This window comes from uncultured Cellulomonas sp. (assembly GCF_963527515.1).
Classification (GTDB): Bacteria; Actinomycetota; Actinomycetes; order Actinomycetales; family Cellulomonadaceae; genus Cellulomonas.
In genome coordinates, this window is sequence record NZ_CAURTV010000013.1 from 1 (window position 1) to 23,564 (window position 23,564).

The 23,564-nt window shown below is 72.3% G+C and carries 15 protein-coding genes; 4 read left to right on the forward strand and 11 right to left on the reverse strand.

Annotation, left to right across the window (positions count from 1 at the left end; genetic code table 11):
- Window positions 1–389: 389 nt before the first annotated feature.
- Window positions 390–1,394 (forward strand): patatin-like phospholipase family protein, encoded by a 1,005-nt coding sequence (locus tag RYN42_RS05720; RefSeq protein WP_315094499.1) that lies wholly within the window; start codon window positions 390–392, stop codon window positions 1,392–1,394.
- A gap of 66 nt (window positions 1,395–1,460) precedes the next feature.
- Here RYN42_RS05720 and glgB read toward each other — a convergent pair whose 3' ends face one another.
- The 3 genes from glgB to RYN42_RS05735 form a co-directional block, all read right to left on the reverse strand.
- The gene (gene glgB, locus RYN42_RS05725; protein ID WP_315094500.1) at window positions 1,461–3,641 is read right to left on the reverse strand and encodes a 1,4-alpha-glucan branching protein GlgB; all 2,181 of its coding nucleotides are present in this window, start codon (window positions 3,639–3,641) and stop codon (window positions 1,461–1,463) included.
- 77 nt (window positions 3,642–3,718) lie between these two features.
- Window positions 3,719–4,573 carry a substrate-binding domain-containing protein gene (locus RYN42_RS05730; protein WP_315094502.1) on the reverse strand — a complete coding sequence of 285 codons (855 nt, stop codon included), beginning with the start codon at window positions 4,571–4,573 and terminating at the stop codon, window positions 3,719–3,721.
- Between the two features lie 31 nt (window positions 4,574–4,604).
- Window positions 4,605–7,121 carry a glycosyl hydrolase 2 galactose-binding domain-containing protein gene (locus RYN42_RS05735; protein ID WP_315094504.1) on the reverse strand — a complete coding sequence of 839 codons (2,517 nt, stop codon included), beginning with the start codon at window positions 7,119–7,121 and terminating at the stop codon, window positions 4,605–4,607.
- A 137-nt stretch (window positions 7,122–7,258) separates the two neighbouring features.
- Here RYN42_RS05735 and RYN42_RS05740 point away from each other — a divergent pair, with 137 nt between their 5' ends.
- A complete protein-coding gene (locus RYN42_RS05740; protein WP_399552405.1) occupies window positions 7,259–9,451 on the forward strand; it encodes an alpha-galactosidase in 2,193 nt (730 codons plus the stop codon).
- A gap of 39 nt (window positions 9,452–9,490) precedes the next feature.
- Here the strand turns inward: RYN42_RS05740 and RYN42_RS05745 are convergent, their stop codons facing one another.
- The 3 genes from RYN42_RS05745 to RYN42_RS05755 are packed head-to-tail and all read right to left on the reverse strand — an operon-like array spanning window position 9,491 to window position 12,632.
- The gene (locus tag RYN42_RS05745; RefSeq protein ID WP_315094507.1) at window positions 9,491–10,327 is read right to left on the reverse strand and encodes a carbohydrate ABC transporter permease; all 837 of its coding nucleotides are present in this window, start codon (window positions 10,325–10,327) and stop codon (window positions 9,491–9,493) included.
- Entirely contained in the window at window positions 10,324–11,298 is a 975-nt protein-coding gene (locus RYN42_RS05750) for a sugar ABC transporter permease (protein WP_315094509.1), read from the reverse strand. The genes RYN42_RS05745 and RYN42_RS05750 overlap by 4 nt, the downstream gene beginning before the upstream one ends.
- Before the next feature lie 11 nt (window positions 11,299–11,309).
- Complete coding sequence (locus RYN42_RS05755; protein WP_315094511.1) at window positions 11,310–12,632, reverse strand: ABC transporter substrate-binding protein; 1,323 nt, start codon at window positions 12,630–12,632, stop codon at window positions 11,310–11,312.
- 205 nt (window positions 12,633–12,837) lie between these two features.
- On the opposite strand from RYN42_RS05755, the gene RYN42_RS05760 reads away from it, so the two are divergent.
- A complete protein-coding gene (locus RYN42_RS05760) occupies window positions 12,838–14,079 on the forward strand; it encodes an ROK family transcriptional regulator (RefSeq protein ID WP_315094512.1) in 1,242 nt (413 codons plus the stop codon).
- Here RYN42_RS05760 and RYN42_RS05765 read toward each other — a convergent pair.
- The 4 genes from RYN42_RS05765 to RYN42_RS05780 form a co-directional block, all read right to left on the reverse strand.
- Window positions 14,072–15,319, reverse strand: coding sequence for a maltokinase N-terminal cap-like domain-containing protein (locus RYN42_RS05765; RefSeq protein ID WP_315094513.1), 1,248 nt, complete (start codon window positions 15,317–15,319; stop codon window positions 14,072–14,074). The genes RYN42_RS05760 and RYN42_RS05765 overlap by 8 nt on opposite strands.
- Window positions 15,316–16,992, reverse strand: a complete 1,677-nt coding sequence (treS, locus tag RYN42_RS05770; protein WP_315094580.1) for a maltose alpha-D-glucosyltransferase — start codon at window positions 16,990–16,992, stop codon at window positions 15,316–15,318. Before treS ends, RYN42_RS05765 begins: the two co-directional genes overlap by 4 nt.
- A gap of 86 nt (window positions 16,993–17,078) precedes the next feature.
- Window positions 17,079–19,106: an alpha-1,4-glucan--maltose-1-phosphate maltosyltransferase gene (locus tag RYN42_RS05775; RefSeq protein WP_315094515.1), complete on the reverse strand. Its 2,028-nt coding sequence runs from the start codon at window positions 19,104–19,106 to the stop codon at window positions 17,079–17,081.
- 51 nt (window positions 19,107–19,157) lie between these two features.
- A complete protein-coding gene (locus RYN42_RS05780; protein WP_315094517.1) occupies window positions 19,158–20,807 on the reverse strand; it encodes an FAD-binding dehydrogenase in 1,650 nt (549 codons plus the stop codon).
- A gap of 54 nt (window positions 20,808–20,861) precedes the next feature.
- Between RYN42_RS05780 and RYN42_RS05785 the strand changes: the two genes are divergently transcribed.
- The gene (locus RYN42_RS05785) at window positions 20,862–21,275 is read left to right on the forward strand and encodes a GNAT family N-acetyltransferase (protein ID WP_315094520.1); all 414 of its coding nucleotides are present in this window, start codon (window positions 20,862–20,864) and stop codon (window positions 21,273–21,275) included.
- Here RYN42_RS05785 and glgX read toward each other — a convergent pair.
- Complete coding sequence (gene glgX / locus RYN42_RS05790) at window positions 21,272–23,473, reverse strand: glycogen debranching protein GlgX (protein ID WP_315094522.1); 2,202 nt, start codon at window positions 23,471–23,473, stop codon at window positions 21,272–21,274. The genes RYN42_RS05785 and glgX overlap by 4 nt on opposite strands.
- Window positions 23,474–23,564: the final 91 nt, after the last annotated feature.

Here is a 23,564-nt window from a genome sequence, read left to right on the forward strand (position 1 = left end):
GCCGCCGGACATCATTCAGGAGAAGCCACCCCTACGGGGGTGGCTTCTTCTGTTTCTTGGAAAGAGCCACTCCGCGAGGGGTGGCTCTTTCTGCTTTCCGGATGCTGCGACATGGGCTCGCCCAGGGGTTGCGCAGGGCGGGTGTCCTCCGAGCGTCTGCCACGCGGCTCGTCGGCGGCGCGTGGGACGTGCCCTGGCTGGGCGGCGTCGCGGTTTGTCGTGGTGTCGCGGTTGCCCGGGGTGCTAGCGTCGCCGCACTTCGTGATCGATCGGCGGGAGGTGAGACCCATGAACGCAGTATCCGTAGTGGGCGCTCCCGCGCAGGTCTCGCGACTCAGCTAGATGCCATCGGGAGTGGCCGCGTAGGCACTCGTGAGAGGCACCTCGACATGAACATCACACCTGCTTCCTCCTCGTCTTCTCCAGTGAGCTCCGCACCGGAGAGCGATCCTCACGTGCGGCGGCCGGAGGGTGCTCCCGCACGCGTCGACGCGACGGGTCGGATCCGCGCGGTGGGCGGGCGAGCGCTGGTTCTCGGCGGTGGCGGATCCACAGGCAACGCCTGGCTGATCGGCGTCGTCGCCGGCCTCAGCCGTGCCGGTGTCGACGTCACCACGGCCGATCTGACCATCGGGACCTCAGCCGGCGCCACGGCTGCTGCGCAGCTGGCCGGGGCGACTCCGGCCGAGCTGTTGTCCGCCAGCCTCGTAGCAGTGCCTCCGCAAGGTCCAGTCGGACCGGACGGGGGACACGCGCCGAGCGGGTCGGTGGCGGTCGACCTCGAGAGGTTCCGTGCGGTCATCGCGTCCAGTGAGGACCTCATCGACCTGCGCCGCAGGATGGGCGCGGCGGCACTCGACGTAGCAGCGGCGTCGGACGGGTCCTGGCAGGCGCGGTGGCGCACCATTGTCGCCGCGCGGCTGCCGGATCACCGCTGGCCCGGGCGTGTGGTCGTCATGACGGCGGTCGAGGCTCGCACCGGCACTCCGGTCGTGTTCGACCGACACAGCGGGGTGGAGCTGGTCGACGCCGTCGCCGCGAGCACTGCCGGTGGCGGGTCCGCGTACGACATCGCAGGCGTCGGGTACATCGACGGTGGTTACCGGGCGAACGCCGAGAACGCCGATCTGGCCGCTGGGTACGCACGGGTCCTCGTGCTGTCGCCGTTGGGTGGCAGGTCGCTGTACCCGGTGGAGTGGGGCACGCAGCTGGCGGCGCAGGTGGACGCGCTGCGCGCGGCGGGCAGTCGCGTCGAGGTCATCGTCCCGGACAGCGGCTCCGAGCACCTGCTCGGTGCCCGTGCCATGGACGTGTCGTTGCGTCCGGCCGCCGCGCGGGCGGGGTACGAGCTGGGCACGGCTCGTGCCGAGGAGGTCGCCGCGCTCTGGGGGTGAGGCGCAGATGCACGGCAGCCTGCACCGCGGGGTGCGGGCTGCCGTGCATCTCTGTGCGCTCGCGCGTCAGCCGGCCTGGAACACCACGACGCCCAGCGGGGGGACGCGGATCGACGCCGAGTACGGGCGGCCGTAGTGCGGTTCGGGCAGGGCCTCGATCTCGCCGAGGTTGCCCACGCCGGAGCCGCCGTAGAGCTCGGAGTCGGAGTTGAAGATCTCGCGCCACCGTCCGGCGCGGGGCAGGGCGAGGCGGTACCCCTCGTGCGGGACCCCGGCGAAGTTGACCACCACGGCGACGGGCGGGGAGTCGTAGCCCTTGCGCAGGAACGCGAGGGTGTTGCGGAAGGCGTCGTCGGAGTCGATCCACTCGAAGCCGTCGGGGGAGTGGTCCAGCTGCCACAGCGACGGCGTCTCCTTGTAGACCCGGTTGAGGTCTGCCACGGAGCGCATGACGCCCTGGTGGGCGGGGTCGTCCAGTGCGTGCCAGTCGAGGGAGCGGGACTCGGCCCACTCGGTCTGCTGGGCGAACTCGCTGCCCATGAACAGCAGCTGCTTGCCGGGGTGGGTCCACTGGTAGCCGAGCAGCAGGCGGACGCCAGCCAGCTTCTGCCAGTGGTCGCCGGGCATCCGCTCGTACAGGGAGCCCTTGCCGTGCACCACCTCGTCGTGGCTGATGGGGAGCACGAAGCGCTCGGAGTAGGCGTAGACCATCGAGAAGGTGATCTCGCTGTGGTGGTAGCGCCGGTGCACGGGCTGCTCGGCCAGGTAGCGGAGCGTGTCGTTCATCCAGCCCATGTTCCACTTCAGGCCGAACCCGAGGCCGTTGCCGTCGGTGGGGGCGGTGACGCCCGGCCACGCGGTCGACTCCTCGGCGATCATCATGATGCCGGGGGTGCGCCGGTAGGCCGTGGCGTTGGCCTCCTGCAGGAACGAGATGGCGTCCAGGTTCTCGCGGCCGCCGTACTGGTTGGGCCGCCACTGACCGGGCTTGCGGGAGTAGTCGAGGTAGAGCATGGAGGCGACGGCGTCGACGCGCAGGCCGTCGACGTGGAACTCCTCGAGCCAGTACGTCGCGTTGGCGACGAGGAAGTTGCGCACCTCGGACCGGCCGAAGTTGAAGACGTAGGTGCCCCAGTCCGGGTGCTCGCCCAGCAGCGGGTCGGGGTGCTCGTACAGCGGGGTGCCGTCGAACTGCGCGAGCGACCACTCGTCCTTGGGGAAGTGGGCGGGGACCCAGTCGACGATGACGCCGATCCCGGCGCGGTGCAGCGTGTCGACGAGGTAGCGGAAGTCGTCCGGGTGCCCGAAGCGTGAGGTGGGCGCGAAGTACGAGGACACCTGGTAGCCCCAGGACCCACCGAACGGGTGCTCGGCGACCGGCAGCAGCTCGACGTGCGTGAACCCGAGGGACACCACGTGGTCGGTCAGCTGGTGGGCCAGGTCGCGGTAGGACAGCCCGACGCGCCAGGAACCCAGGTGCACCTCGTACACGCTCATGGCCGCGGTGTGCGGGTCGCGCGCGCTCCGGGCGGTGAGCCAGTCGTCGTCGTTCCACTCGTAGTGCGACTCGACGACGACCGATGCGGTCGCGGGCGGGATCTCGGTGCCCTGGGCCAGCGGGTCGGCCTTCTGGCGCCACGACCCGTCGTTGCCGAGGACCTCGAACTTGTAGCGCGCGCCGGACCCGACGCCGGGGGCGAAGACCTCCCACACACCGCTGTCGCCGAGCGACCGCATGGCGTGCGCCGCACCCTGCCAGTAGTTGAAGTCGCCGACCACGCGGACCGCACGGGCGTTGGGCGCCCAGACCGCGAAGGACGTGCCGGTCACCTCCCCGAGCTCACCGGGGTAGGTCCGCACGTTGGCGCCGAGGACGGTCCAGAGCTGCTCGTGCCGGCCCTCGCGGACCAGGTGGCGGTCCAGCTCCTGCACCGTGGGGAGGAAGCGGTAGGGGTCGTCGACGGTCGAGGTGTGCCCGTCGTACGTGACCTCGAGGCGGTAGTCCGGGACGTCGGTGCCGGGCAGGAGAGCGACCCAGATGCCGTCCTGCTCGTGCCGGGCCGCCACGCGCGTGGTCGCCGTGACGACGACCACCGACTCGGCGAGAGGGCGCAGGGTGCGGACGGTGACGCCGCCGCCTCCCACGTGCGGTCCGAGCACGTCGTGCGGAGCGTAGAAGGCTCCGTGTGCGACGGTGCGAAGGGTGTCGTGGTCGACGGGGACCGGGGTCGGTGCGGCCGGGCTCATCCCCCTACCCAACCACCCGGACGGGTTCCGCGCAGGTTCGTCATCCCGTGACCTGCATCTGCATCGGGGCTGCGTGCTCAGGCGTCGTCGCGGGGCGCCGTGGTGGTGGTGCCGCGGGCCACGAGCCGCGGCAGGGGGGCCGTGTAGGAGCGGACGGTGCCCGAGGCCAGCAGGTTGAGGACGCAGTCGGCCACCTGGACACCCATCGCGTGCACGTCGAGGCTCATGGCCGACAGGGCCGGGTGCGAGAGCCGGCACAGCGCGGAGTCGTCCCAGGCCAGCAGCGACAGCCGTTCGGGCACGGCCACGTGCATCTCGTGCGCGACGCCGAGCCCGGCGACCGCCATGACGTCGTTGTCGTAGATGATCGCGGACGGCGGGGAGCCACGACCGAGCAGCGCTCGCGTGGCGCGGGTGCCCGACTCCTCGCCGTAGTCGCCCTCGACCACCGTCCCGTGCGCACCGAGGCGGGCGCACTCCCCCAGGAACGCGTCCGTCCGGGCCTGGGTGTGGGCGAGCGTGCTCGGGCCGCTGACGCGGGCGAGCCGGCGGTGGCCGAGCCCGACGAGGTGGGTGACGGCCGTGCGCATCGCCTCGGCGTTGTCGATCCAGACGTTGGCGAACGGCAGGTCCGGCCGCGGGCCGCCGACGACGACCGTGGGGATGCCCAGCTCGGCCAGCACGTCGAGGCGGGCGTCCTGCAGCGCGATGTTGACCACGACGACCGCGTCGACGAGATTGCCCTCGCCCCAGCGCCGGTACGTGCGGATCTCCGCGTCGTGGTCGGGCACGACGTGCAGGAGCAGGGACCGACCCTCGCCCGCCAGGGACTCCTCGATGCCGCCGACGAGCTCCATGAAGAAGGGCTCGAACCCGAGCATCCGGGCAGGTCGAGCCAGGACCAAGCCGACCGCGTCGAGACCGTGCGCCATGGTGGCGAGCGTACCTGCGGCGAACGCGACCTCAGGCGGGCGACTGGGTGAGGTCACGCGCGCCGAGCCGGGGTACCACCACGTCGTTGGCCGAGCGCAGGACCGGCGGACGGGTGAGGGCGAGCGGGTCGACGACCCTCTGGGTCCGGACGTGGAACGACGCGGTGCCACCGGCCGGGATGTCCACCAGGGCCGTGTCGACCACCGCGTCGGGATCCACCCGGTCGGCGAGCAGCGTGACGTCCCGGGCGAGGGAGGACGCGGTGACGTCGACGCGGAAGCCGTCCTGCACGGGGGTCACGGTGGCGCGCAGGGGGGCGGGGTCGAGCGCCAGGTCGATGTCCTCGACCCACGTGTGGACCGCCTGCAGGGCGCCGAGCCGGACGACGAGGACCTCGTGGGTCGGGTCGGCGGGCGTCGCGATGGTCGGCGGCAGGGCGAACTGGCCGACGGACCAGGCACCGACCGCGAGAGCCAGCTCCTCCTCGGCCAGCACGGTGCCGTCCAGCCGCTGGCGCGAGAGGCGGACCACGCCCTGCCAGATGACGGGCGTCTCGTTGACGACCGCGAGCACCTCGCGGCCCTCGCGCGGCTGCACGGTGAGCAGGCGCGGGGCGTACGCGGAACGCAGCGCGTACCAGAGCGGCTTGCGGCGCTCGTCGCCGTCGATCGCCGCCCACGACGTCACCGGCCAGCAGTCGTTGAGCTGCCAGACGATGGCGCCGGCCGTCCGTGGCCACCACGAGCGGTAGTGCTCGAGGGCGAACCGCACAGCGCGCGCCTGGTTGAGCTGGGTGGCCCAGTGCCAGTCGGCGAAGTCGTCGGGGACGCCGAGATGCGGCTGGAGGCCGCGGTCCAGCTTGCCGTTGCCGTCCTCCGCCTTCTGGTGGAGCAGGAACGCCGGGTCGTCCTTGGTGAGCGGGCCGCCGTCGACCGCGTGCACCGCCCGGGTGAGGGTCGCCCACGTGGGAGGACCCTGGAAGCCGAACTCCGAGCAGAACCGCGGGACCTCGTCGCCGTACACGCGGTAGTCGACGCGGTTCCAGACCTCCCACTGGTGGTGCGTGCCGTGGTCGGGGTCGTTGGGGTGCTTCTCGGCCAGCGTGAAGCCGGGGGAGTACGGGCTGCCGTCGGCGTACGGACGGGTCGGGTCGAGCTCGGCGACGACGCCCTTGAGCAGCTCGGTGGCGTAGCGCAAGCCCCACGTCCTGCCGTCGAGCTCCTCCTGCCAGCCCCAGTCCAGGAAGCCCCACAGGTTCTCGTTGCCGCCGTTCCAGAGCACCAGCGACGGGTGCGGGGTCAGCCGGGTGACGTTCTCCCGTGCCTCTGCCTCCAGCTCGTCCCAGAGCGGCTGCTCCTCCGGGTAGGCCGCGCAGGCGAGCAGGAAGTCCTGCCACACCAGCAGGCCGCGCTCGTCGCACAGCTCGTAGAAGTCGTCCGACTCGTAGATGCCGCCGCCCCACACGCGCAGGAGGTTGAGGTGGGCGTCCACCGCCTGGTCGAGGCGGTGGGCCAGCCGCTCGCGGGTGATCCGGGTGAGCAGGTGGTCGTCGGGGATCCAGTTCGCGCCCTTGACGAAGATCGGGCGGCCGTTGATGCGGAACGTGAACGGGGTGCCGTCCTCGTCGGCGCTGGTGTCCAGCTCGACGGTGCGGAAGCCGATGCGGCGCGTCCAGGTGTCCAGCGGCTGCGTGGGGTCGGGGCCGGCGAGCACGACCACGAGCTCCGCCAGCGGCTGGGCACCGTGACCCACCGGCCACCACAGGGGAGCGTGCGGCACCTCGAGCGCGACGACGCCGGTCGACGTGCCGGCCGGGACCGTCAGGGACGCCTCCGCACCGGCGACGTGGGCGCGCACCACGAGCGGCTCGTCGCCCCCCGGGAGCCCGGAGCGTTCGACGTCGACGTGCACCCGGACGTGACCGGTGCCCGCGGAGTCGACGGTGACCAGCGGGCGGACGGTGTCCAGTCGCGCGACGCTCCAGCGCTCCACCCGTACCGGTCGCCACAGCCCCGCGGTCTGCAGGTCCGGCCCCCAGTCCCAGCCGAACGAGCACGCCATCTTGCGGACCATGTTGAACGGCTGGTCGTACGCGAGCGGGCGCGGACCCAGGCGCGCGGCCTCCGCCTCGGCGTGCACCAGCGCCGAGCCGAGCAGCACGCGCAGCCGTTGCGTGGTCGGCCGCAGCAGGTCACGCACGTCGAACCGGTACGAGCGGTGCTGGTTGGCGGTGCGGCCGAGGTCGTGGCCGTCGAAGGACAGGGAGGCGACCGTGTCGATGCCGTCGAACACCAGGTCCACGCGCTCGTCGGCGGCGGCCGCGACGAGATCCAGGTCGCGCTCGTACGTCCAGTCCGTGCGACGCATCCACGCGAGGTCCTCCTCGTGCCGGTCGACGTACGGGTCCGGGATGAGGCCGGCCTCCAGCAGCGCGGTGTGGCTGGTCCCCGGCACGCGGGCGCGCACGCGGCGGCCGGCCAGCTCGGGCGGGACGGGGCCGGCGACGGCGGTGAGCGACCAGCCGTCGTACAGGTCCTGGGTGTGCATCGTCGAGCTCCTGGGTCCGGGGGTCCGGCGCGTGGCCGCCGCATCCTCGCGACGGGCGTCGTCGGCCACCCCGGGGAGGGGCCGAACGTCTGGCAGGTACCCGAGGTCATTCTTAGACAACTGAATAAAGTAAGTCAATGAGCCGGACGCGTAGCGTTCCGACCAGCCCTGCACCGACCGAGGAGACCCCTGTGCGCGATGACGCCACCCCCGCCGACCTCGTCCACCTGCGCGCCGCGGGCGTGAGCGTGGTCGTCGACCTGACCGGCGGGACGCTCCCGCGCATCCTGCACTGGGGCGCCGACCTCGGGCAGCTCGACGGTGCCGCCCTGGGTGCCGCCCGGCGCGGCTGGCTGCCGGTGCCGCACGGCTTCCCGGTCGACGGGGAGGTCGAGATCGCGGTCCTGCCGCAGGAGTCGGCGGGGTTCGTCGGGACGCCCGGCCTCGTCGGCAGCCGGGACGGCCAGGACTTCTCCTCGCGGTTCGAGGTCCGGGACCGCGAGCTGACGACGACCGCCGACGGCACGCAGCGGCTCACGGTCCGTGCCGGCGACCCCGCGGCCCGCCTCGGGCTGAGCCTCGTGATCGAGCTGACCGCGCAGGGCCTCGTCCGGCAGCAGGCGGTGCTCACCAACGAGGCCGAGGAGGTCTACGGGCTGGACGGCCTGCTGCTCACGCTGCCCGTGCCCGCGGTCGCCACCGAGCTGCTCGACTTCTCCGGTCGGTGGGCACGGGAGCGCAGCCCGCAGCGCACCGCCTTCACGCACGGCACGCGGCTGCGCGAGAACCGCCGCGGGCGCACCGGGTACGACTCGGCGTTCGTGCTGGTCGCCGGCACGGCCGGGTTCGCCCACCGCACGGGGGAGGTCTGGGGTCTGCACACCGCCTGGTCGGGCAACCACCGCTCGCTCGCCGAGCGCAGCCACTACCACTCCGGGCTGCTGGGGGGTGGTGAGCTGCTCGGGTCCGGCGAGGTCCGGCTGGCCCGCGGGGAGTCGTACACGAGCCCCTGGGTGTACGGCTCGTGGGGCGTCGGCCTGGATGCGCTAGCGGCGCGGTTCCACGCCTGGATGCGCGCGCGCCCGCACCACCCCCGCACGCCCCGGCCCGTCACGCTCAACACGTGGGAGGCGGTCTACTTCCAGCACGACCTCGGCCGGCTGACCGCGCTCGCGGACGCCGCCGCCGCGGTGGGGGCGGAGCGGTTCGTGCTCGACGACGGCTGGTTCGGCGACCGTCGCGACGACACCCGGGCGCTCGGGGACTGGTACGTGTCGGCGGACGTGTGGCCCGACGGCCTGCACCCGCTGGTCGAGCACGTCACCGGGCTCGGGCTGCAGTTCGGCCTGTGGGTCGAGCCCGAGATGGTGAACCCCGACTCCGACCTGGCTCGCGCGCACCCCGACTGGATGCTCCGCGTGCCGTCGCGGCTGCCGCGGGAGGCGCGCCACCAGCAGGTGCTCGACCTGGCCGTCCCTGAGGCCTTCGCGTACCTCCTGGAGCGCCTGGACGCGCTGCTCACCGAGTACCCGATCGGGTACCTCAAGTGGGACCACAACCGGGACCTGGTCGACGCGGGCCACGGGGGAGCGCCCGGCGTGCACGGACAGACGCTCGCGGTCTACCGGCTGCTCGACGAGCTGCGCGCGCTGCACCCCGGCGTCGAGATCGAGTCCTGCTCGTCCGGCGGCGCACGCGTGGACCTCGAGATCCTGCAGCGGACCGACCGGGTCTGGGCCAGCGACTGCATCGACGCGCTCGAGCGCCAGCAGATCCAGCGCTGGACCAACCTGCTGGTCCCGCTGGAGCTCATCGGCGCGCACGTCGGGTCGGGCCACGCCCACAGCACGGGCCGGCGCCACGAGCTGTCGTTCCGGGCGGCCACCGCGCTGTTCGGGCACCTCGGGATCGAGTGGGACCTGCAGGAGGCCGACGACGCCGAGCGCGCCGAGCTGGCCGCGTGGATCGCGCTCTACAAGGAGGTCCGCACGCTCCTGCACACCGGCACGACCGTGCACGCGGACACCGTCGACCCGGTGCTCGCGGTGCACGGCGTCGTGGCGCAGGACGGGGCGGACGCGCTGTTCGCGGTCGCGATGACGGGGCGGTCGGACAACACCGCGCTGGCGCGTCTCCGGCTGCCCGGCCTGGACCCGGACGCGTCCTACGACGTGCGACCGCAGGCGCCGGGTGACGCGGTCGACCATGCGCCGGCGTGGTGGACGCCCGAGGGTGTCCGGCTGCCCGGGCGGCTGCTGTCCGGACCGGGCCTGGAGGCACCTCTGCAGCTGCCCGAGCGCATCGCGCTGGTGCGAGCCACGCGGGTGTGAGACGGCGGTCGGGGCAGCCGGACCGGCTGCCCCGACCCGCTACTTCGTCGCGCCCGACGTGAACCCGTTGTAGATGTACCGCTGCAGGAAGAGGAAGAGCACCAGGATCGGGATGATCGTGATGACGACACCCGCCGAGATGACCTCCCACTGCGAGCCGTACGGACCCTTGAAGTCGAAGAGGGTGGTCGAGATCGGCCGCAGCTCCTTGGAGGGCAGGTAGAGGAACGGCAGGTAGAACTCGTTGTAGATGCCGATGCCCTTGATGATCACCACGGTCGCGATCGCCGGCTTGAGGTTGGGCAGAATGATCTGGAAGAAGATCCGCAGGTGCCCGGCCCCCTCGATCATCGCGGCCTCGTCGAGCGACCTCGGGATGGCCCGGATGAACTGCAGGAAGATGTAGATCGAGATGATGTCCGTGCCCATGAACAGCAGGATCAGCGCGAACCGGGAGTCGTAGAGACCCAGCCCGTTGATGATCTGGAACGTCGCCACCTGCGTGGTGACGCCCGGGACCAGGGTCGCGAGCAGGAACAGGGCGAGCACCGCCGTGCGCCCGGCGAAGCGGAAGCGGTCGAGCGCGTACGCCGTGGCCGCCCCGATGAGGATGGTGCCGACGATCGCCATCGCGAAGATGAAGACGGTGTTGCCGAAGGCGGCGAGCATGTTGCCGCGCGTGAACGCGGTGACGTAGTTCTCGACGTTGCCCCAGCTGCTCGGCGGGGTCATCGGCCCCGTCGAGAGGAACTCCTGGCTGGTCTTGAACGACCCGAACAGGATGAGCCCGAGAGGCAGCAGCATCGCGATCGAGGCGATGACCAGGGAGACGTACTTCGCGGTGCTGGTGGCGGTGCTGATGGCGCGGCGCGTCATGTGAGGTCCACCTCGTCGTCGGGGATCAGTCGGCGCTGGACCCAGGTGACGACCAGCACGATCACCAGGAGCACGACGGCCATCGCCGAGGCCAGGCCGACCAGGTTGCGGTTGAACGCCATCCAGACCGTGCGGATGACGAACGTCTCCGTGCCGTTGGCGCCGCCCGTCATGACGAACGGGACCTCGAACACCGACAGCGAGCCGGAGATCGCGAGGATGAGCGACAGGCCGATGATCGGGCGGATCGACGGCAGGATGATGTAGCGGAACTGGTGCCACCGGTTGGCGCCGTCGAGGTCGGACGCCTCGTAGACCTCCGAGTTGATCGACTGGATCGCGCCGAGGAACATCACGAAGTTCAGGCCCATGTAGCGCCAGACGGACACGCCCGCGAGCGAGAAGTTGGCGACGTCGGGGTCACCGGTCCACTGCTGGACCAGGCTCTCGAGGCCGGCCGTCAGCAGCACCGTGTCGAGGCCGCCGCCCGGCTTGAGGAAGTTGAGGAAGATCAGCCCGATCGCGACGCCGTTGATCAGGTACGGGAAGAACAGGATGCCCTTCCACAGGTTCTTGAGCCGGATCCTGAACGACAGGATCGTCGCGAAGTACAGGGCGAGCGCCATCTGCACGAACGAGGCGACGAAGTAGTAGAGCGACACGTAGAAGACGCGGACGTTGTCCGGGTCGGTGAAGACCTCGACGTAGTTGTCGAAGCCGACGATGTTCTTGGTCTTGTCGAGCCCGTCCCAGTCCGTGGCGGAGTACCAGAACATGTTGAGGACGGGGGCGAACGTGAGCAGAAGCAGGAGCCCGACGGGGATCAGCAGGAAGTAGTACGGCGTGAGCCGGCGGTACCACGCGGTGCCGCGGCCCGCACCGCCCCGGGTCTTCCGGGGGGTGCGGGCCGCGTCGGACTGCTGCGCGGCCGCCGTCGTCGGGTCGGACAGACCCGAGGGAGCGGTCGTCATGGCGAGGAGCCTCAGCCGGCCGAGGCCCGACCCTCGGCCCACTGGGCGTTGAGGTCGTCGAGGATCTGCTGCTTGGTCCGTGCGCCGGAGCGGGCGTCGTCGATGGTCTTCTGGCGGAACTTCGGGTCCGTCGTGACGATGCCCGACGCCGTGTCGATGTCCGCGAACAGGGACTCCTTGCCCTCGGGGGCCGGGTTCAGCGTGATGAGCTCGACCTCGGCGACGAAGTCCTCGAGGGCCGCCGGGACGGCTCCGTCGATCATCGGCGACAGGCCGGCCTGCGACTCCGAGAAGCCGGACTCCTTGTTGAACCAGTCGATCCACGCCCGCGCGGTCGCCTTGTTGTCGGAGTTCACGTTGATGCCGAGGTTGTAGTCACCGCCGGCGACGGTGTGGAACTTGCCGTCGACCTTGACCGGCGTGGGTGCGTAGGCGATGTCGTCGCCGCTGGCGCCGGCGGCCTCCGCGGCTGCCGCCATCTGCGGGAGGGCCCACGAGCCGAGCACCATCGTCGCGACCTGGCCGGTGCCGAGCAGACGCTTCGACTCCTCCCAGTTGGTGGTGGTCGGGTCCGCCTCGATGAGGCCCTGCGCGACGACGTCGTAGATGAGCCCGTCGACCACGCCGTAGTCGCTGTCGGGCGTCCACGGGGTGTCCGACTCGACGATCTTGTTCTTCCAGTCGGGGTCGGCCGTGATCGCGCCGAGCCAGCCGTCCCACTGCGACAGCGGCCAGGCGTCCTTGTAGTTGGAGTAGAGCGGCGCGATCTCGACGCCGTCGTCCTTGATGGCCTGGAGCGCGGCGAGGAACGCCTCGGGGGTGTCGGGGAACTCGGTGACCCCGGCCTCCTCCCACACCCGCTTGTTGTAGACGTAGCCCTGGACGTTGCCCACGACGGGGATGCCGTACGACTGGCCCTCGAACGACTTGTCGTTGATCCAGCGGTACTCGGCGCCGATCTCCTCCTGGGTGCCCAGAGGCTCGAAGAAGTCGCCGAGCTGGTCCGGGGTGACCGAGCCGGGGATGGCCAGCACGTCGCCGTAGTTCTCGGTGTTCATGCGCGTCTTGACCTCCCCCTCGTAGTCAGTGAGGCCCTCGATCTTGACCTCGGTGACATCGGGGTACGCGGCCTTGAACTGCTCGACGTACTCGTCGAACGTGCCGTCCTCCACCAGGTCGGTGCGCCAGGTCAGCACGGTGATCTCCCCCGAGGGGGCGCCGTCGTCGTTGGCCTCCGCGTCGTCCCCGCTGCCGCCCGAGCAGGCGGTGAGGGCGAGGAGCGTGCTGGCGGCCGCGACCGCCATGAGGCGTGTGCGTCGCTTCTGAGGGAACATCGTTGATCCTCTCGTCGGGCCGGCACCTCCGCGTGCCGACCGGGGTCTGATGAGGCAGAGCGTCCCGGGGGCCGAGCCGCTGTGCTCCGTGTGGCATTCTTAGGCAACTGAACAAAGTAAGTCAACGGGCGTGTCCTGGGAGGATGCACCCGTTCCCGGATCGTTATGGTGTGCGACGAGGGGGACACCCCACGAAGGAGGACGGGTGAGCGGCTCCCAGCCGGGTCTCGGCGCGGCGCACGCCAGCAGCCGGTCGGCGATCCTCGACCTCATCCGGGCCGCCGGCACGATCAGCCGGGTGGAGCTCACCCGCGCCACGGGGCTCACGGCCGCGACCATCTCCACGGTGGTCCGCCGGCTCATCGACGACGGGCTGGTCCTCGAGGTCGGCCGAGCGGAGTCCACCGGCGGCAAGCCCCGCATGCTCCTGCAGCTCGACCCGTCCGCGCGGTACGCGGTGGGCGTGCACCTCGACCACGCAGGCATCACCTACGTCATCGCCAACCTCGGCGGCGCCATCGTCGCCCGCTGGCGGCGCCCCGGCGCGGGGTCGGACGACCCGCGCGAGGTGGTCGCCCGCATCGGCGCGGAGATCCGCACCACCATCACCCGGGTCGGCGTGGACCCGGCGCGCATCCTCGGGCTGGGCGTCGTCTCGCCCGGTCCCATCTCCGCCTCGACCGGCATGACGCTCACCCCGCCGGTGATGCAGCGGTGGGCCGAGTTCCCGCTCGCCGCCGCCCTCGAGGACGCCGTCGGGCTGCCCGTGCTGCTGGACAACGACGCGACCGCCGCGGCGATCGGCGAGTACTGGTCCGGCGGCATCGCCACGGGTTCCGCCTTCGCCGCGCTCTACATGGGCACCGGCATCGGGGCGGGGATCATCGTCGACGGCACCGTGTACCGGGGTTCCAGCTCCAACGCCGGGGAGATCGGGCACATCTGCGTCGACCTCGAGGGCCCGCCGTGCTGGTGCGGCAACCTCGGCTGCATCGAGGCGCTCGCGGGCCCTGCCGCGGTCGTCGCCGCCGCCCGCGACGCCGGCCTCGAGCTGGCTGGACGCGGGGTGGCGGAGAACTTCGGCTCGCTCGCTCGCGCCGCGAGCCGCGGCGACGCGTTGCCGATGGAGCTCATCCAGCGCTCGGCGCGGTACGTCGGGGTCGGGGCGCAGACGCTGGCCAACGTGCTCGACCTGGAGCTGGTCGTGCTCACGGGACCCGCGTTCGCCATCGCCGGGTCGCTCTACCTGCCGGAGATCGAGCGCCGGCTCGGACAGTCGTTCTTCGCCCGCGGCAGCCACCCCGTGCGGGTAGCCATCTCCTCGAACGCCCCCGAGGCCGCGGCCGTCGGTGCCGCCGCCCTGGTGCTGCAGAGCGAGCTCGCGCCGCGGCAGGTCGGGGTGCGGATGCCGCTCGAGCTGCCCCTCGAGGTCACCGCGATCAGCTAGCGAGCCGGTCCAGCCCCGCCAGCGGGATGGGCAGCCACGTCGGCCGGTTGCGCGACTCGTACACGGCCTCGTACAGGGTCTTGTCCAGCTCGAGCGCGCGCAGGAGGGTCTGGTCGCCGCCGCCGTACCCGCGCAGCAGCCCCGCGCGGGCGTCGGCGGTCCAGTCGGTGGCCGCGTCGCCGGTGAGGCCGCCGACGGCCGCCGCGTAGTCGATCGAGCGGAGCAGCCCCGCCACGTCCCGCAGCGCCAGGTCCGGCCGGGTGCGCTGCGCCAGGGGAGCCAGCGGCTCGCCCTCGAAGTCCATGATGAACCAGGAGCCGTGCGAGCGGAGCACCTGCCCGAGGTGCAGGTCGCCGTGCACGCGCTGCCGTGGCGGGGCGGCGGGGAGCTCCCGGACCTCGCCGACGACGGCCGCGACCCCGTCGGCGTAGCCGGCGAGGGCCGGCACCGCGGACAGCGCCCAGGAGAACCGGGTGGCCACGGCTCGCGCCACCTCCTGCGGACCCCCGCCGTCCTCGATGCCGTACGCCTGCACCAGCGCCTCGTGCATCGACGCGGTCACCGCGCCGAGGTCCGCGGCCGGGGCGGCGAAGGACTCGCCACGGGCGGCGTAGGCGCAGGCCAGCTCGAACCCGTCCTCGGCGGCGTCGACGAACGCCGCCAGCACGCCGAGGTAGCCGGTCACCGGCTCGCCGTCGTGGCCGGGCCACTCGCCCTGGAGCCAGGCCAGCGGCGCCGGGACGTGCTGCCAGCCGACGTCGACCAGGTGGCGGGGGACGTCGACGTCGGGGTTCTCACCCGGTGCGACGGCTCGCAGCACCTTGAGGATGCCCGGCCGGGCACCCGGCAGGATCACGGAGGTGTTCGACTGCTCGCCCGAGACGGCGCGGGCGGCGGACACGTCGACGTCCGCGCCCGGACCCTCGGCGGCGGCGAGCCAGGCCGCCAGGAACGCCGGGTGGGCGGCGCCGTCGACCACGCTGCGGCCGTCGAGCGTGCCGATCGCCCCCTGAGGCGTGCCGTCGACGAGCACGACGGGCACCTGCAGGACGGCGTCGATCGAGCCCGCGCGGGCGCGGACGAGCAGGACCGTGACGTCCGGCGCGAGCGGGAACGACGCGACCGCCGACAGCTCCGCGGCCTGGCCCTTGGCGGGGAACCAGCGCGTCGTCGGCAGCCACTCGCGCAGGACGTCGAGCAGGCGGGCGTCGTCGGGGGAGGGGCGGGCGCTCAGGCTCACGGGGCGGTCAGCTCCAGCCAGTAGAAGTCGCGGGAGCCGAGGGTGAACGACGCCGACCCGTCGGCACCGATCGCCGCGAACGGCGCCCCGCCGAACACGTCGTGCACCGCGTAGCCCGCCAGGCCCGGCATCCGCACGGTGGCCGCTCGCGCGGTCGCCGCCATGTTGGCGACCACCACGATCGTCTCGTCGGCCGTCCGGCGGCAGAACGCGAGCACCGAGTCGTTGTCGCACGGCAGCACCTCGAAGTCGCCCGCGCCGAGGGCGGGGTGCCGGCGGCGGACCGTGAGCATGCCGTGCACCCAGTGCAGCAGGGAGGTGGGCTGCGCCAGCTGGGCCTCGACGTTGGTGTGGCTGTAGTGGTGCACCAGCGACTGGACCAGCGGGAGGTAGAGCTTGCCGGGGTCGGCGGTGGAGAACCCGGCGTTGCGGTCGGGAGTCCACTGCATCGGCGTGCGGACCGCGTCGCGGTCGGGCAGCCAGATGTTGTCGCCCATGCCGATCTCGTCGCCGTAGTACAGGCACGGGCTGCCCGGCAGCGACAGCAGCAGCGCGTGCGCGAGCTCGATCTCCTTGCGGGAGTTGTCCAGCAGCGGCGCCAGCCGGCGACGGATCCCGACGTTGGCGCGCATCCGGGAGTCCGGCGCGTACCAGCCGTACATCGACGCGCGCTCCTCGGTGGAGACCATCTCGAGCGTGAGCTCGTCGTGGTTGCGCAGGAACGTGCTCCACTGGGCGCCGTTGTTCGGGATCGGCGGGGTGTCGGCCAGGATGTCGATGATCTGCGTCGCCCGCTGGTCCCGGATCGAGTAGTAGATGCGCGGCATCACGGGGAAGTGGAAGCACATGTGGCACTCCGGCTCCGCCTCGGTGCCGAAGTAGTGCACGACGTCCTCGGGCCACTGGTTGGCCTCGGCCAGCATGATCCGGCCCGGGAACTCCTCGTCGATCATCGCCCGCACCTTGCGCAGGAACGCGTGCGTCTCCGGCAGGTTCTCGCAGTTGGTGCCCTCGGCCTCGAACAGGTACGGCACCGCGTCCAGGCGGAAGCCGTCCACCCCGAGGCCCAGCCAGAACCGGCCGACGTCCATCATCGCCTCGACCACGCGCGGGTTCTCGAAGTTCAGGTCGGGCTGGTGGCCGAAGAACCGGTGCCAGAAGAACTGCCGACGCACGGGGTCGAACGTCCAGTTGGACGTCTCGGTGTCGACGAAGATGATGCGCGCGTCCTGGTACTTGGTGTTGTCGTCGCTCCACACGTAGAAGTCGCCGTACGGCCCCTCGGGGTCTGAGCGCGACGCCTGGAACCACGGGTGCTGGTCGCTGGTGTGGTTCATCACGAGGTCCACGACGATGCGCATGCCCCGGTCGTGCACCTTCTCGATGAGCTCGGCGAAGTCGGCCATCGTGCCGTACTGGCCGGCGATCGCGGTGTAGTCGGCGACGTCGTACCCGCCGTCGCGCAGGGGGCTCGGGTAGAACGGCGGCAGCCAGAGGCAGTCGATCCCGAGCCACTGCAGGTAGTCGAGCCGGTTGATCAGGCCGCGCAGGTCCCCGCTGCCCTGGCCGGAGGAGTCGGAGAACGTGCGGAGCATGACCTCGTAGAACACCGCGGTCCGGTACCAGCCGGGATCGTCGCCGACGCCCCCGAGCGGCTCGGCCGCCTGCGGCATCACCGGCTGGCGTCGGTCGGGCAGCGCGATCTGCGCGGTCGTCGGAGCGGGCTCGTGCACGTGGCGGCCGGTGGTGGGCGTCTCGGTCACGGCGCCACCAGGTGCACCACGTGCGCCGCACGGATCATCGGGTCGAGGCGGACGTAGGCGGACTGCCCCCACTCGTACGTCTCGTCGGACAGGACGTCGTGCGCGACCACCGGCCGGTCGGGGTCGAGGCCGAGCGCGTGCAGGTCCAGCTGGACGGCCCCCTCCCGCGCGTTCCACGGGTCGAGGTTGACGATGACGACGATCGTGTCGGCACGGCCGGACGGTGAGTGCGCGGCGTCGAGGTGCTTGGCGAACGCGACGAGGGCGTCGTCCGAGGTGGGCAGCACGGTGAGGTTCCGCAGCTGCTGCAGGGCCGGGTGGGTGTGGCGGAGCTCGTTCAGCCGGCCCAGCAGCAGGTTGATGCCGATGGCGTCGGCCTTGGACCAGTCGCGGGGCTTGAACTCGTACTTCTCGTTGTCCACCTGCTCGTCGACGCCCGGGCGCGGCACGTCCTCCACCAGCTCGTACCCCGAGTAGATGCCCCACGTCGGGGCGCCCAGGGCAGCCAGCACCGCGCGCACCGCGAAGCCCCGCACGCCCGTGGCCTGCAGGTACGGCGGCAGGATGTCGTGCGTGGTGGGCCAAAAGCTGGGTCGCATCCACGCGCCCTGCTCGCCCGAGACCTCCTCGAGGTACGCGGTGATCTCGTCCTTGGTGTTCCGCCAGGTGAAGTACGTGTACGACTGGTGGAAGCCGATCTTGGCCAGCGTCTGCATCATGGCCGGCCGCGTGAACGCCTCCGACAGGAAGATGACGTCGGGGTGGTCGGCGCGCACCGAGTCGAGGATCCGCTGCCAGAAGTCGAGCGGCTTGGTGTGCGGGTTGTCCACCCGGAACAGGGTCACGCCGTGGTCGATCCACACCTGCAGGACCCGGCGGATCTCGGTGTAGAGGCCCTCGGGGTCGTTGTCGAAGTTGAGCGGGTAGATGTCCTGGTACTTCTTCGGCGGGTTCTCCGCGTACGCGATGGTGCCGTCCGCCCGGGTGGTGAACCACTCCGGGTGCTCGGCGACCCAGGGGTGGTCGGGGGAGCACTGCAGCGCGATGTCGAGAGCGACCTCCAGGTGCAGCGCGCGGGCCGCGGCGACGAAGTCGTCGAAGTCGTCGAAGGTGCCCAGCGTCGGCTCGATGGCGTCGTGCCCGCCTGCGGGCGAGCCGATCGCGTACGGGGAGCCGGGGTCGCCCAGGTCCGCGAACAGGGAGTTGTTCGGGCCCTTGCGGTGCGTCTCGCCGATCGGGTGCACGGGGGTGAGGTAGACGACGTCGAACCCCATCCCCGCGATCCGCGGCAGGTCGAGGGCGGCGGTGCGCAGCGTCCCGGACGTCCACTTCCCCGCGGCCGGGTCGTACTTGGCGCCCTGCGACCGGGGGAACAGCTCGTACCAGGAGCCGGCGAGCGCCAGGGGCCGGTCGACGACCAGCGGGTACTCCGGCGAGCGCGTCACCGCCTCGCGCAGCGGGTGCGCCGCGAGGGCCTCGTGCACCCGTGCCGACAGCCCGGCCGAGAGCCGCTGCTGCGGGGTGTCGCGCACGTCGCGCAGGGCCATGACCGCGTCGGTGAGCACCCGTGCCGCGTCACGCAGCATCGCATCTGCGCCGGCGCGCTTGGCGGCACGCTCCAGCAGCAGAGCACCCTCGGTGAGCATGAGCTCCACGTCGACGCCCGCCTCGACCTTGATCGTGGCGTCGTGCACCCAGGTGCCGTAGGGGTCGGACCAGCCCTCCACCCGGAACGTCCAGCGGCCCGTGGTCGTGGGGACGACGCGCGCCTCGAACCGGTCGAGACCGGGGGCGATGTCGATCATCCGGGCGCTCGCGCGGTCCACGCCGTCGGGGTCGGTCAGCACCGCGGTGGCGGCGACGGCGTCGTGCCCCTCGCGGAACACCGTGGCGCGGACGGGGACGGCCTCGCCGACCACCGCCTTGGCGGGGAACCGCCCGGCCTCGGCTACGGGGGAGACGTCGACGACGGGGATGCGGCCGATGGGAGGGCCGAGCGGTGCTGGGCGGATCGTCACGCTCACGAACCTATCCGTAGGTCCAGGCTGCGAGCATCCGGAGCGCCGACGCGCCGGTCACACGCCGGCGAGCGCGCGCCCCACCGTCCGGCCCGTGAACAGGCAGCCGCCCAGGAACGTCCCCTCGAGCGCGCGGTGCCCGTGCACTCCACCGCCGCCGAAGCCCGCGGCCTCACCGGCCGCCCACAGGCCGGGCAGCACCTCACCGTCGGGCCGCAGCACGCGGCCCTCGAGGTCGGTGTGCAGGCCGCCGAGGGTCTTGCGGGTGAGCACCGAGAGTCGCACCGCGAGCAGCGGCCCGTGCTCGGGGTCGAGCAGCCGGTGGGGCTTGGCCACCCGGATGACCTTGTCCACGACGTACCGCCGCGCCATCGCGGTCGCGACCACCTGCGCGTCCTTGCCGAGTCCTGTCGCCACCTGCCGGTCGCGGTCGACGACGGTCCGTTCGAGCGCCTCGGCATCGATCCGGTCCGTGCCGGTCAGCGCGTTCATCTTCGCGGCCAGCTCGGCGGGCGTGTCCGCCCAGAGGAACTCCGCCGACCTCTCCGCGAACGCCTCCACCGGCCCGACCGCGTCCGACCTCACCCGCTGCAGCAGCAGCCGCAGGTCCTTTCCGGTGAGGTCCGGGTTCTGCTCGGAGCCCGACAGGGCGAACTCCTGACCGAGGATCGTCTTGTCCAGCACGAACCACGAGTGGTCGTCGCCGCGACCGGTGACGTGCTGCAGCGCCCCGAGCGAGTCGAAGCCGGGGAACAAGGGGGCGGGCAGCCGGTGGCCGTCGGCGTCCAGCCACAGGCTGCTCGGGCCGGCGAGGATCCGGATGCCGTGCCGCGACCACACCGGCGAGTGGTTGGTGATGCCCTCCGGGTAGTGCCACATGCGGTCCTCGTGCACGACGGCCGCGCCCGACGCCTTCGCCGCGGCGATCCCGGAGCCGTCCACGTGGTCCGGCACGCCGGAGAGCATCCGGGCGGGCAGCCGGCCCGCCGAGGCCGGCCACGTCGCGCGGACCCGGTCGTGGTCGGCACCGATGCCGCCGGTGGCGACGACGACGGCGCTCGCGGACAGCTCGAACGGCGCGGCGACCTCGCGGGAGCTGGGCACGGCGCGGGCCGCGCGGTCGGGAGCGAGCACGTCCCCCCGCACCCCGGTCACCCGGCCGTCGGTGGTGACCAGGCCGGTCACCCGGTGGCGGAAGCGCACGTCCACCAGGCCGTCGCGGCGGGCGTCGAGCAGCACGCGGACGAAGGGCTCGACGATCGCCGGCCCGGTGCCCCACGTGATGTGGAACCGAGGCACGGAGTTGCCGTGGCCGTCGGCGAGGTAGCCGCCCCGCTCGGTCCACTGCACCAGCGGGAACCAGCGCACGCCTCTCGCGTGCAGCCACGCCCGCAGGTCGCCCGCGGCGAAGTCGACGAAGCCCTCGGCCCACGCGCGGCCCCACCGGTCGGAGCCGTCGTCAGCGAAGGCCGCGGACCCGAGCCAGTCGGCCAGCGCGAGCTCGGCGGAGTCCTTGACCCCGAGGCGGCGCTGCTCGGGGGAGTCGACGAGGAACAGACCCCCGAACGACCAGAACGCCTGCCCGCCCAGGCTCGCGGGCGGCTCGGCGTCCAGCAGGGTGACCCGGCGACCGGCTGCCACCAGCTCGGCGGTGGCGACGAGCCCGGCGAGGCCCGCGCCGACGACCACGACATCGGAGTGCGTCATGCGTCGTACCGTACGCGCGGCCGTTCCCTGCGATGCTCCCTACGATCCGATGTCGTGACCTACGAGCTCAGCGACGCCGTCGACCGCCTGGACCGGGAGGCGATCTGGCGCTTCCTGTCCACGGAGGCGTACTGGGGGCGCTGGCGCAGCCGCGACGAGGTGGAGCAGCAGGTCGCCGGGGCGTGGCGGGTGGTCGGTGCGTACGTCGCGTCGACCGGGGAGCTGGTCGGGTTCGCCCGTGCCGTCTCGGACGGCGTCGGGTTCGCGTACCTGGCGGACGTGTTCGTCGACGCCGCGCACCGCGGCGCGGGCCTGGGGCACCGGATCGTCACGACGATGATCGACGACGGCCCCGGCGCGGACTTCCGCTGGGTGCTGTTCACCGGTGACGCCCACGGGCTGTACGAGCGACACGGCTTCCGCGCCCCCGACAGCACGGCGATGGTGCGGCCGAGCCGGCGAGGCTAGGGCCGGTCCAGCACGTAGACCCGCATGCTCAGCGCCTCGACGACGGTCGCCTCGCCCGGCTCCGCGTGCAGGCCGCCCTCGATCGCGGCCGCCCGCTCCTCGGCCGGGCTCTCCCACACGGAGTCCCAGGCGAGCTGCCAGTGCCCCCCGTGGTCGTCGGCCAGGATCAGGTGCACCGCGTCGAGCGACCCGTTGATGACCAGCAGCACGGTGTCCTGCTCGGGCGGCGGCGCGGCACGGACCATCTGGAGCGTGCGGATCGACGGGTCGTGCCAGCGGTCGTGGTCGAACGGCACACCGAGCGCGTCGAACCACGCGAGGTCCGGGCGGCGGCCCGGCACGGACGGGCGCCCGGAGTAGAACTGCTCCGTGCGCAGGGCGGGGTGCTCGCGGCGCAGCAGGAGGAGCCACCGGGCCGTGGCCAGCAGGTCCTTGCGCCACGGCGCCGAGTCCCAGTGCACCCAGGAGATCTCGTTGTCCTGGCAGTACGCGTTGTTGTTGCCCTGCTGCGTTCGACCCATCTCGTCGCCCGCCGTGATCATCGGCGTGCCGGCCGCGAGCACCAGGGTGGCGAACAGGTTGCGTATCGAGCGCCGCCGCAGCGGGACGATGTCCACGGCCGGGGAGTCCGCCCCGACGTGCCCCTCGATACCGTGGTTCCACGACCGGTTGTCGTCGCTGCCGTCGCGGTTCTGCTCGCCGTTCGCCGCGTTGTGCTTGTGGTCGTAGGCGACCAGGTCGGCGAGCGTGAACCCGTCGTGGGCGGTGACGTAGTTGACCGACGCGGCCGGCCCGCGGACCAGGGGCGGGTCGCTGTGGCCGAACAGGTCGACCGACCCGGACAGGCGGGTGGCCAGGTCCCGGACGCGGTGGCCCGGCAGACCGTGCGCGGCGCGGCCGGGGTCGGCCAGCCAGAACGAGCGCGCGGCGTTGCGGAACCGGTCGTTCCACTCCCCGAACGGAAGCGGGAACTGCCCGGTGCGCCAGCCCCCGGGGCCGACGTCCCACGGCTCCGCGACGAGCTTGAGCCCGTGCAGCGCCGGCTCGGTCGCCATGGCGACCAGTGCCGGGTGGTCCGGGGAGAAGCCGCTCGCGTCGCGTCCGAGCGTCACGGCCAGGTCGAACCGGAACCCGTCGACGCCCACCACCTCGGCCCAGTACCGCAGCGAGTCCATCGTCATGCGGACCACCTCGGCGCGGCGGAAGTCGAGCGTGTTCCCGGTCCCCGTGACGTCGGCGAGGGAGGCGGGGGCGCCGCCGTCGTGCGCGTAGTAGGTCGTGTTGTCCAGCCCGCGCCAGGACAGGTGCTGGCCCGGCAGCCCGCCCTCGCACGTGTGGTTGTAGACCACGTCGAGCAGGACCTCGAGACCCGCCTCGTGCAGGGCGTGCACCGCGCCGCGCAGCTCGGCGAGCACCGCGGCAGGCCCCTGCGCCCGTGCGGCAGCCGTCGCGAAGGCCGCGTGCGGGGCGAAGAAGCCGAGCGTGCTGTAGCCCCAGTAGTTGCTCAGGCCCTTGCTCACCAGGTGCGGCTCGGAGGAGAACGCGTGCACGGGCAGCAACTCGACGGCGGTCACCCCGAGCCCCAGCAGGTGGTCGAGCACCGCCGGGTGCGCGAGACCCGCGAAGGTGCCGCGCAGCTCCACGGGCAGGCGGTCGTCGAGCATGGTCAGGCCGCGGACGTGCGCCTCGTAGACCACCGTGTGCGACCAGGGGGTCCACGGGCGGTTGGCGGCCGGGTCCGGACCGGGCAGGTGGTCGGTGTCCACGACGACGGAGAACGGCACGTGGCCCGCCGAGTCGCGACCGTCCGCCGGGCCGTACGGGTCGCCGGACAGGTCCGGGCCGACCACGTGACCGTAGGTCTGCGGCGTGTGCGCGACCTCGCCGTCCAGCCCGCGCGCGTACGGGTCCACCAGCAGCTTGGCCGGATTGTGCCGGTGTCCTGCCGCGGGCTCCCAGGGACCGTGCGCCCGGAAGCCGTAGCGCTGGCCGGGGAGGACGCCGGGCACCGAGGCGCTGAACACGCCCCGCACCGGTCCGGCCAGCGGGACCCGGCGCTCGACCGTGAGGTCGTCCCCGTCGAACAGGCACAGGTCGACGCCGGTGGCGTGCGCGGCGTGGACGGCGACATCCACGCCGTCGCCGGTGACGTGCACACCGAGTCGTGGCGGACGCCGGCGCGGGGAGGGCTGGGTCACCCGGACATTGTGAGGGACGAAACCCACAGGTGTCGGCGTCTCGCCACCGGGACCCCGTGCCCGCCGCGTCCTGGGCGGGCGGTAACGTTCC